The organism is Caballeronia mineralivorans PML1(12) (assembly GCF_001028175.1).
GTDB lineage: Bacteria > Pseudomonadota > Gammaproteobacteria > Burkholderiales > Burkholderiaceae > Caballeronia > Caballeronia mineralivorans.
Genome location: NZ_AEJF01000022.1, coordinates 18,665 through 29,275, shown reverse-complemented (window position 1 = coordinate 29,275; position 10,611 = coordinate 18,665). Strand labels below are relative to the sequence as shown.

General features: G+C 62.4%; 10 protein-coding genes and 1 pseudogene. 7 read left to right on the top strand and 4 right to left on the bottom strand.

From position 1 onward, the window contains the following. From EOS_RS47895 to EOS_RS03615, 4 genes and pseudogenes are all read right to left on the bottom strand, one after another. A pseudogene (locus EOS_RS47895) lies at positions 1-369 on the bottom strand (hypothetical protein); the annotation flags it as partial. Next, complete coding sequence (gene aroQ / locus EOS_RS03625) at positions 366-830, bottom strand: type II 3-dehydroquinate dehydratase (RefSeq protein WP_047845246.1); 465 nt, start codon at positions 828-830, stop codon at positions 366-368. The pseudogene EOS_RS47895 and the gene aroQ, both read right to left, overlap by 4 nt. Positions 831-1,033: 203 nt before the next feature. Further along, entirely contained in the window at positions 1,034-1,585 is a 552-nt protein-coding gene (locus EOS_RS03620; protein ID WP_047845245.1) for a TlpA family protein disulfide reductase, read from the bottom strand. Further along, entirely contained in the window at positions 1,582-2,226 is a 645-nt protein-coding gene (locus tag EOS_RS03615; RefSeq protein WP_047845244.1) for a hypothetical protein, read from the bottom strand. The genes EOS_RS03620 and EOS_RS03615 overlap by 4 nt, the downstream gene beginning before the upstream one ends. 150 nt (positions 2,227-2,376) lie before the next feature. Here EOS_RS03615 and mpl point away from each other — a divergent pair, with 150 nt between their 5' ends. The 7 genes from mpl (at position 2,377) to EOS_RS03580 (ending at position 10,603) form a co-directional block, all read left to right on the top strand. Continuing rightward, positions 2,377-3,777, top strand: a complete 1,401-nt coding sequence (gene mpl / locus EOS_RS03610; RefSeq protein WP_047845243.1) for a UDP-N-acetylmuramate:L-alanyl-gamma-D-glutamyl-meso-diaminopimelate ligase — start codon at positions 2,377-2,379, stop codon at positions 3,775-3,777. After that, complete coding sequence (locus EOS_RS03605) at positions 3,774-4,361, top strand: YqiA/YcfP family alpha/beta fold hydrolase (protein WP_047845242.1); 588 nt, start codon at positions 3,774-3,776, stop codon at positions 4,359-4,361. The genes mpl and EOS_RS03605 overlap by 4 nt, the downstream gene beginning before the upstream one ends. A 100-nt stretch (positions 4,362-4,461) precedes the next feature. Beyond that, positions 4,462-6,561 (top strand): ribonuclease catalytic domain-containing protein, encoded by a 2,100-nt coding sequence (locus EOS_RS03600; protein ID WP_047845241.1) that lies wholly within the window; start codon positions 4,462-4,464, stop codon positions 6,559-6,561. After that, positions 6,558-7,427: a shikimate dehydrogenase gene (aroE, locus tag EOS_RS03595; protein ID WP_047845240.1), complete on the top strand. Its 870-nt coding sequence runs from the start codon at positions 6,558-6,560 to the stop codon at positions 7,425-7,427. The genes EOS_RS03600 and aroE overlap by 4 nt, the downstream gene beginning before the upstream one ends. A gap of 48 nt (positions 7,428-7,475) precedes the next feature. Further along, positions 7,476-8,198, top strand: a complete 723-nt coding sequence (gene mtgA / locus EOS_RS03590; protein WP_047845239.1) for a monofunctional biosynthetic peptidoglycan transglycosylase — start codon at positions 7,476-7,478, stop codon at positions 8,196-8,198. A 462-nt stretch (positions 8,199-8,660) separates the two neighbouring features. Continuing rightward, entirely contained in the window at positions 8,661-9,587 is a 927-nt protein-coding gene (locus tag EOS_RS03585) for an IclR family transcriptional regulator (protein ID WP_047845250.1), read from the top strand. Further along, the gene (locus EOS_RS03580; RefSeq protein ID WP_047845238.1) at positions 9,584-10,603 is read left to right on the top strand and encodes a 2-dehydro-3-deoxygalactonokinase; all 1,020 of its coding nucleotides are present in this window, start codon (positions 9,584-9,586) and stop codon (positions 10,601-10,603) included. The genes EOS_RS03585 and EOS_RS03580 overlap by 4 nt, the downstream gene beginning before the upstream one ends. Positions 10,604-10,611 lie beyond the last annotated feature (8 nt).

Genomic DNA, 10,611 nt, shown 5'->3' with positions numbered 1-10,611 from the left:
GGCTGCGCCGCCGTTGCCTGCGTCGCCCGGCTGGCCGTATTGCGGCGCCTGCTGCATCGGGACTTGCGGCATGTACTGCGGAGCCTGCATGTAGACCGGCGCGGCATTCTTGACGATGCGAACCTTGCCTTCGCCTTCGGTGACTTCCAGCTCCGAGATGCCGGATTCCGAGACGAGGTCGATGAGAGTTTTAAGTTTACGAAGGTCCATCGAAAATTCCCCTTTCAATGCTTGGTGACCGGAAGCGTTTTTCCGGTGCTTGACTTGGTTTTGGGTGCCGCCGACGGGAGCATTGTCCGATGCTGCAGACGCGGGCTCCGCATCACGTTGTGCGAGCCGTTCAATTGCTTCGAGCGGGTCGCGACTCAAGCGCGTGGCTTTACAGCAGAATTCAAAGCAACACGCTCGAGCGCGAAATCGAGCGCGTACAGATAGCCTTTCCAGCCCAGGCCGCAAATCACGGCTTCGGCGAGATCGGAGAAATAGGAGTGATGCCGAAAAGCTTCCCGCTTGTGCACGTTCGACAAATGAATCTCGACGAAAGGCAGCGCCACGCCCGCGAGGGCGTCGCGGATCGCGACGCTCGTGTGCGTGTAGGCCGCGGGATTGATCAGCACGAAGTCCACCTGTTCGGTCCGCGCCTGCTGAATGCGGTCGACGATCGCGCCTTCATGATTGCTCTGGAACGACGACAATTCCGCGCCAGCCGCTTGTGCCTTCTCTACCAGTGCCCGATCGATTTCTGCCAGCGTCACCCGGCCGTAGACATCCGGCTCGCGGGTGCCAAGCAGATTAAGATTTGGGCCGTGCAGCACCAGCAGTCGTGACATAGTGGCTTTGGTTTGTGCGGAGTTGGGCGCACTTTAGCGCCCTTTAGAGAATTTTGTCTAGTTTTACGGCCCGCCCAACGCACCGCTCAGGGAGTCAGGCGGTCCGAACAAGCGCATTTTGCACGCATTTTCGTGCAAAGTTTCTTGAAATGACGCTATCTTCCCGCGATTCGTATCGATTTTTGCGCGGTCAAACGGGTGTCTTACAAGGCGTCGAGCGTCGCTTTCAGCTCTTTTGGATCGACTTCGCCGAGTTTTGTCGAACGAATCACACCCTTCGCGTCGATAACCACGGTGAACGGCAAGGCACCCGCGTTATTGCCGAAACTGCGGGCGAGGTCCGCGCCGCCGAAGCCCGCGATATAAATCGGGTAATCGACTGGCACTTTCTGGAGGAACGCGTTCACGTTTTTCTCGGAATCGACGCCAAGACCCACAAACGTGATCCCTTTCTTCTCGTATTCGCGATGAAGCGCGGCGAGCGTCGGCATTTCCTTCACGCAGGGGCCGCACCATGACGCCCAGAAGTTCACCACGACGGGCTTGCCCTTGAACGCGGCGAGCGCTTGCTGCGTGCCGACAGCAGTTTGCAACTGTGCTTTCCAGAGTTCATCGACGGCGTTCCCGCTCGCTTTGGACAGGGTCACCGCCGCTTCGCTGGTTTGGCCGCCGATCACTAGATGGCTGGCGTAGAAACCGCCGCCGGTCGCCGCAATGGCGATAACGAGGGCAGCAACAATGCGCATGGAATTCATAGTAAGGGGGCCGGTGTTGGCGGTTCGTCGAGCAATGCGCGCACGGCGGAAGCGTTTGCTCGCGCGAGCTTGCCCCGGCCGTCCGCGCGTACGGCACCGCGCAGGTCGTTGGTGTCGTAGAGCGCGATGTGAATGCCCATTGGCTCTTCGTCGCGTGAGGGGCGCATCAGGAAGCTCAAGGTTTCGACGTAACCGCGCCCGGCAAAATGCCGCGTCTCCGATACATCGTATTGAACGTTCGCATTCAGCAGATAAATCGCGACTTCCTTCGGGTTGTCGCAGAAACACTGCAAGTGGATGTCCGAATGCTCGCCGGCCGTGCCGTTCAGGACCGCGCCGGTCAGGTACGGATTGAAGGGCTGGAGCCGCTGCATCCATTCGAGCGCCACTTCGCGCATGCGGCGCAGGACGGCTGGCTGGCTCTCACTTTGAAAAATTGCCTGGTATTCGCGGATTTCTTCTTCGATCTGACCGTTATCCGGTAGCCATTCGCCGCCCACGCGCGTCTCACCGACCACCTGGCGCGCTGCCTTGCGCTTGGCGGTGGAGTAGTCGAGGCCGTCTTCGGCGATCATCCGCGCTGCCGCGATAGCGATTTCTTCGCGTACGCGTTGCGGATCGAAATGTGATTTGCGAATCATGGCGGAATGATACCGGAGATGGGTTTTCGTTCGCACTCGGCGGAGCGAAAACCCCGCCCTACCGTCGGTTACAATGTGTCGCTCCGGGCGCCGGAATACCTCACTCATTCCCCCCGTGCTAACGGCCCTTCCGCCACGAACACACGCTTTATGCACATTCACATCCTCGGTATCTGCGGCACATTCATGGGCGGCCTCGCGGTCCTCGCCCGCGAAGCGGGTCACCGCGTCACCGGCTGCGACGCCGGCGTCTATCCGCCAATGAGCACCCAGCTCGAAGCGCAGGGCATAGAGTTGATCGAAGGTTACGGCGTCGAGCAGATCGCGCTCGAACCGGATCTGTATGTGGTGGGCAATGTCGTGACGCGCGGCAATCCCCTGATGGAAGCCATCCTCGATCGCGGCCTGCCGTACACGTCCGGCCCGCAATGGCTCGGCGAGCACGTGCTAACTGGCAAATGGGTGCTCGCGGTCGCCGGTACGCACGGCAAGACCACCACGAGTTCCATGCTGAGCTGGCTGCTGGAAGATGCCGGCATGAACCCGGGATTCCTGATCGGCGGCGTGCCATTGAATTTCGGCATCTCAGCGCGGCTGACGGATTCGAGCTTCTTTGTGATCGAAGCCGACGAATACGACACAGCCTTCTTTGATAAACGCTCCAAGTTCGTTCATTATCGTCCGCGCACAGCAGTGCTGAACAACCTCGAATTCGATCACGCCGATATCTTCCCGGATCTCGCCGCTATCGAGACCCAATTCCATCATCTGGTGCGCACCGTGCCGGGCGTCGGCCGGATCGTGACGAACGGGCGCGAAGCCGCGCTCGAACGCGTGCTGACACGCGGTTGCTGGTCAGGCGTCGAGCGCTTCGGGGTGCAGGGCGGCTGGGAAGCGCTGCCTGCCAGCGAAGGCGTTGCCGTCGACGAGCAGTTCGCCGTGTACTGGGAAGGCGAGCGCCTGGGCGTGGTCGACTGGCAAGTGCAAGGCGAGCACAATCGAATGAATGCGCTCGCGGCGATCGCGGCGGCGCGTTCGGTGGGCGTTCCGCCCGCGCAGGCGACGCAATCGCTGAGCACGTTCAGGAACGTGAAACGCCGGATGGAAGTGAAGGGCAGCGTGGACGGTGTGACTGTCTATGACGACTTCGCGCATCACCCCACGGCGATCGAAACGACGGTCGCGGGCTTGCGCACGCGCATCGGCGGAAATAGCCGCATTCTGGCCGTGCTCGAGCCGCGTTCGAACACGATGAAACTCGGCACCATGAAAGCGCAATTGCCAGCCAGTCTCGCCGACGCCGATCTGGTTTTCGGCTACGGCGCGCACGAAGGCCGCGACAAGCTCGGCTGGGACCTGCAAGCGGCGCTGGCGCCGCTCGGCGACAAAGCCCAGGCCTTCAACGACCTCGTGTTGCTCGTCAATGCGGTCGCAGCAGCAGCGCGGCCGGGCGATCATGTGCTGGTGATGAGCAACGGCGGTTTCGGCGGCGTTCATCAGAAGCTACTCGACGCACTGTCGGCACGGCCGGCCACCAAGGAGCGGGCGTGATTCTCTATCTGCACGGCTTTCGGTCATCGCCACAATCGTTCAAGGCACGTTTGATGCGCGCGCGGCTCGAAGAACTCGGACTGATCGACGAGTGGCAGTGTCCGACGTTGCCGGTGTCGCCTAAAGAAGCCATCGCGCTCGCCGAAACGCTCGCCGCGCAGGCCCCCGACGACGAGATCACGGTGATCGGCAGCTCGCTTGGCGGGTTCTACGCCACGTGGCTTGCTGAAAAACATGGCTGGCGCGCGGTGTTGCTCAATCCGGCGGTCGTGCCGCAAAAGGATCTGAGCTGTTATCTGGGCGAGCAGCCGTTGTGGCATGGCGGCGGCACTATTGTGGTCGAGCCGCGTCATATCGATGAACTGCGCGCGCTTTCGGTCGCCTCGATTACCCGGCCGGAGCGCTACTATCTGATCGCGGCGACCGGCGACGAAGTGCTCGACTATCGCACCATGCTCGCGCATTACCCGGACGTGCGCACCACGCTGATCCAGGGCAGCGATCACGCAATCAGCGACTTTCCCAGTTATCTGGATCAGGTGCTCGCGTTCTGCGCAGCGCGGCCCCCCGCGGTAGCGGCCTGAATTCCCAAGCGCATCCATTTTTCGTTGGCTTGGCGCTGTAGTACCGGGATGCAAACCCGACTGCACGCCACGTCGACCAACCGTCTTTCGAGAGTATTGAGTGAACGTTTTTTTCGAGGAATCGGGTAGTTTCAAGGCCGGCGCCGTTCTGTCCAAACAGAACGATGCGTTTCAGGTCGAGTTGCCGGGCGGACGGCGCGCGAAAGTGCGCGCCAAAGACGTATTGATCGAATTCGATAAACCGAACGCAGCCGATCTGATGCAACAGGCCGACGCCATTGCGCAGGGCATCGACCTCGATTTCCTGTGGGAATGCGCGCCGGAAGAGGAATTCCCGTTCGCAGAGCTGGGCGCCGATTATTTCGGCGATAAATTCGGCGCGACCGAGCGTGCCGCGCTCGTGCTGCGCATGCATGGTTCGCCCGTGTATTTCCGCCGCAAAGGCCGCGGACAATATCAGCGCGCGCCGCAGGAACAGTTACAAATGGCGCTGGCCGGGCTTGAAAAGAAACGCCAACTGGCACTGGTGCAAGCGGGTTACGAAGCGGAACTGGTCGCGGGCAAATTGCCCGAGGCGCTCGCCGGCAAGGCGATCGGTTTGCTGACGAAGCCGGATAAGAACTCCATCGAATACAAGGCGCTTGAGGCGGCTGCCGCCCAGCGCGGAATTTCGCAAGCACGGCTGATGCTGGAAGTCGGCGGGATTGCGTCGGCGCGGGCGCTGCACGAAGCGCGTTTCCTATCTGAGTTTTTCCCGCACGGCACGGGCTTCGCGCCGGTCACGGTGCCGCCGCTGCCTGACGATCTGCCGCAAGCGGACGTGGAAGCGTTCTCCATCGACGATGTCACGACCACCGAAATCGACGACGCATTCTCCGTCCAGCATCTCGCCGATGGCCGCGTGCGGATTGGCGTGCATATCGCGGCGCCGGCGCTGGGGATCACGCGCGGCGACATGATCGATGCGATCGCGCGCACGCGGCTTTCCACCGTCTACATGCCCGGCGACAAGATCACGATGCTGCCGGACAGCGTCGTGGAAGCGTTCACGCTGGCTGAGGGCGGATTGCGCCCGGCGTTGTCGCTGTACATCATTGTGAATCGCGAAACGCAGGAGATCGTGGCGAGCGAAACGCGCGCCGAGCGTGTGTTCGTGAAGAACAATCTTCGGCACAACCATCTGGACGAACACGTCACCGAGGAATCGCTCGCGGCCAGTAGCGGCGAGTATGCGCACAAGGATGACATCGCGGTGCTCTGGCCGCTCGCGCAGGCGCTCTTCGAAAAGCGTCAGCAAGCGCGCGCGGGTTACGGCCTGCGGCGCGAAGTGCAGCGCAATAACGACTTCAACTTCTACGTGGAAGGCGAGCACATCACGATCACGCCGCGTCGACGCGGATCGCCACTTGATCTGATCGTCGCTGAACTGGCGATTCTCGCGAATTCATCGTGGGGCGCGTTTCTTAACGATCACAGCGTGCCGGGGATCTACCGGTCGCAGCGCGGATTTGGCGCACCGGGTCCGAAGCGCACGCGCATGCAGACCACGCCCGCGCCGCACGAAGGGCTCGGTGTCGCGCAATATGCGTGGAGCACGTCGCCGTTGCGTCGATACGTCGACCTCGTCAATCAATGGCAATTGCTCGCGTGCGTGCGGCATGGCGTGACGGCTGCGCTGGTCGCGCCGTTCAAGCCGAAAGACGCTGATTTGTTCGCTGTTGTGCAGGGCTTCGATGACCAGTATTCCGCGTACGCCGATCATCAACGGCGTATGGAGTATTTCTGGTGCCTGCGATGGTTGAAGCAGGAGAACAAGAAGCAGGTGGCGGCGTCGGTGGTGAAGGACGATCTCGTGCGTCTCGATGAAATTCCGCTGATGCTGCATGTGCCCGGGCTTGGCGTGCATGCGCGCGGAACGAAGGTGATGCTGGAGGTGATGAACCTCGATGAACTCACCGTCGAGGCGTCGTGCCGCTTGCTGCATGTGATCGATGCACCTTCTGCCGCATCGGCGCAAGAGGTCGAGGCGGAGCAGGAAGAGACAGAAGAAGAGTTGATCGAAACGGAAGATTTGAGCGCGGAAAGCGAAGCTGAGGCGCAGGCGGAAGCGACGGCTGAAGATGCGTCGACGCAAGCGGAAGCTTCCACGGATGAGCCGGCCGGCGAAAGCACGCCCGACACGACGGAGCCCACGCGATGACTTCCGGTGCGCGACGTGAGGGCGTTGACCGCTATGCCGTGATCGGCAATCCGGTCGCGCATAGCAAATCGCCGTGGATTCATGCGCGTTTCGCCGAGCAGACCGGCGAAGCGATCGAATACGGGCGCGTGCTTGGAACCATCGGCGCGTTCGCCGACGATGTCCGGGCGTTCGCTGAAGCGGGCGGTCGCGGCATGAATGTGACCGTGCCGTTCAAGCTCGACGCGCACGCGTTCGCCGATACCCTCACGCCGCGCGCAGCCGCAGCGGGCGCGGTCAACACGCTTCGTTTCGGCGATGCAGACGGCGTGCTCGGCGACAACACCGATGGCGTTGGCCTTGTGCGCGATATCGAAGGGAATCTGGGCGTTGGCTTGAAAGGCGCGCGCGTGCTGCTGCTGGGTGCGGGCGGCGCGGCAAGGGGCGTTGTGCTGCCGATGCTGGATTGCGGCGTGGCGGCGCTGACGATCGTGAACCGGACGGCATCGAAGGCGCAGCAACTCGTCGATCATTTCTCCGATGCCGCCCACGCCGCGCATGTGCGTTTCTCCGGCGGCGGTGCGCATAGCGTGGAAGCAGGCCCCTACGATGTGATCGTGAACGCGACGGCCGGCAGTCTCGACGACTCGCTGCCCGATTGCGACGACGGTTCGTTCGGCCCCGGCACGCTCGCCTACGACATGATGTACAGCGCCCAGCCGACGGTGTTCATGCGCCACGCGCAAAGCCTCGGCGCGCGTTCGGCCGATGGTCTCGGAATGCTGGTCGAACAGGCGGCGGAATCGTTTTTCCTGTGGCGCGGGGTGCGCCCGGACAGCGGCGCGGTGCTGCGTGCGTTGCGGCTGGAGTTATCGACGAAGGTTTAGAAAAGCGCGTGGTTCAGCGCGCCGTTCCGTTCCAACAGAAGAAGCACGATGACAAGAACAAAATCGCCCGTTCGTCTCGGGCCGGCTCGGTGGATTGTCTACGGCATCTCGGTGATGGCGATTGCGGCTATCGCCACGCAGGTCTACTTCTTCGCGATGGTCGGCATTTATACGGTCGTTAATCCGTCATCGACGGCATTCATGCGCTCCGACGCCTGGCAGCTCGCGCAGGATCGACCCGATCTCTCTGTCCAGCGCACCTGGGTTCCCTACGACCAGATTTCGCGCAATCTGAAGCGCGCGATCATCGCGTCCGAGGATGCCAACTTCGTCAACAACAACGGTTATGAAACCGATGCCATCCTGCAAGCCTGGGAGAAGAACAAGGCGCGCGGCAAGATTGTCGCGGGCGGGTCGACCATCTCGCAGCAACTGGCGCGCAACCTGTTTTTATCGCGGGAAAAGAGTTATGTGAGGAAGGCGCAGGAGCTCGTCATCACATCGATGCTCGAGCTCTGGATGGACAAGGAACGCATCTTCGAAATCTATCTGAACTCCGTGGAGTGGGGCAATGGTGTGTACGGCGCGGAAGCGGCGGCGCGGTATTACTACAAGACGTCGGCGTCGAAGCTGAGCGCGTGGCAATCGGCGCGGCTCGCGGTGATGCTGCCGAGGCCGAAATACTTCGATGAACATCGCGGGTCCGCGTATTTGTCGCAACGGGCGGGGGTGATCGCGAGGCGGATGGGGGCGGCGGAGTTGCCGCATTGAGCTGGCACGGCATAGCGCTGCCGCAACCAGAACTCGTGAAGCTTCAGGCCAAAAACCCCGATCCGTCGGGGTTTTTGTTTTCCTGACTTCACGCAAAATCCCTTCAAACCTCCCAATATGTGAACACATCAATCACATATTGAATAATCGCCACACACGGCTCTAAAATCCGATCACAGCCAAAACGGCAGTTACACGCGGCGCCGGGGTTTTCCCGCGGCCCACGTGCAACGAAAAAAGCACTCGGAGACAAGTCATGCAAAGGTCAGCGCAATCAGCGCAAGCAGCGCAATCAGCGCAATCAGCGCAGTCGCATTCGTTCAAGCATCCGCGCGCCCCGCACTCCTCATCGATGATTCCCCGCGCCGCGTCCCGCGCGACGCTTCGCCACGCGCCAACGGCCCGGTAACCCGCGTCGTGAACGAAAGCTCCGTCATTCTCAAGCCGCGAACATCGAGTGCCATGACCAAGACCCTGAACCCCACCGTCGAACAAGAATTGTCGATGGACCGCGCGGCCAGCAAACCGGCAGCGCCCGATGTAGACGAACCGAACGAAGCGCAAGCATCGGCGGCCGCGCTGCTCGACCTCACGCCCCAGCAAGCCGGCACGCAGACCCTGCTGCGCGGCCTCGCGATTCTCGAAGCCGCAGCAGGCGGCGCGCGAGATCTGCGCAGCATCGGCGCGGCGCTCGGCACGACCCGAAGCACGACGCATCGTTTGGTCAGCTCGCTCGTGCAGGCGCGTTATCTGCGCCAAGTCGGTGGCGGCTATTTGCTCGGCCCGAAGTTGATCGAACTCGGCACGATCGCGCTTGAACAAATGCCGCTCACCGCGGTCGCACGGCCGCATCTGGAAGTGCTCGCCGAGCACACGCACGACACCATCCACCTCGGCGTACGCGACGGCGACGACGTGCTCTACATCGACAAGATCCCCGGCACGCGTGGGCTCGAAATGCGCTCGCGCGTGGGACACCGGATGCCTCTCGCATCGACCGGAATCGGCAAGGCGATGATGCTCGACCTGCCGCCCCAGACCTGGTCGAAGCTGCTTGAAGCGTCGCATCGGGTGCTCGCGAAGGTGAGTTTCAAGCCGGACCATCAGCCCGATATCGATACCTTCGTGCAGCGCATGACGCGTTATGCGCAAGGCGGTTTCACCTTCGATCTCGAGGAAAACGAAGCGTCCATCCGCTGCGTCGCAGCACCCGTGCGCGATGCATCGGGGGCGATCGTGGCGGCGCTTTCGGTGGCGAGCACGATTCCGTACATGCCGCCGGAGCGCATGGAAGAACTGATTCCGGTCGTGCAGCGCGAGGCGCGCGCGATCTCGCAAGAACTCGGCTGGCGTGTACCGCAGCCCGCAACACGCAGGATCAAACGATGACGCGGACTGACACATCGGCCGTGACGCAACAAGCGCAACACGCTCCGGCTCTGATCGCGCTCGACTGGGGCACCACGGCGCTGCGCGCCTATCTCCTCGACGCACAGGGCGTGGTGCTGGATTCGCGGGCATCGTCGGCGGGCATCATGAATCTGCCGCGCCCCGCAGCGCAAGGCGGCTTCGACACGGTGTTCGACGCAACCTGCGGCGCCTGGCTTGCGAGCGGTGCGCAGCTTCCCGTGATCGCGGCGGGCATGGTCGGCAGCGCGCAAGGCTGGATGGAAGCGCCATACGTCGCAACGCCTGCCGATCCCGCCGCGCTCGTGGCGGGCATCGTGCGCGTGACAACGCTCAAGGGCCTCACGGTTCATATCGTCCCGGGCGTGCTGGAAGACGGCGCGTTGCCCAACGTGATGCGCGGCGAAGAAACGCAGATCTTCGGCGCGCTCGCGAGCGACACCACGCTGGAGCACGAACCGCACGGCGGGTTGATCGGCTTGCCGGGAACGCATGCGAAGTGGGCGGTGGTATCGAAGGGACGGATCGAACGGTTTTATACCTTCATGACGGGCGAGACCTTCGGCGCGCTACGCGATCACACGATCCTCGGGCGCACCATGCGCGCAACCGATCAGCACGATCTGGCCGCGTTCATTCGTGGCGTCGATACCGCCAAAGACGCGGGCCACGCAGGCATGCTCGCGACGATTTTCAGCACCCGCACGCTGGGACTGACCGGGCAACTGAAGCCCGAACAACAAGCCGATTACCTGTCGGGCCTGTTGATCGGCCACGAGTTGCGCGGTCTCAACGAAGTGCTGGCGCGCGAGCAAGCGGATCTCGCCGGCAAGACGCTAAGGCTGATCGGCAACGACGCCCTTTGCGAACGTTATCGCCACGCGCTCGCGCGTTTCGGTTGCCACGATGCGCGCACCGTCGCGCATGCGACCGAGCGCGGGCTGCATCGGATCGCGCTCCAGGCCGGGCTGATCCGCTCGACGTCGAGCGCGAACTAACCAGGAGC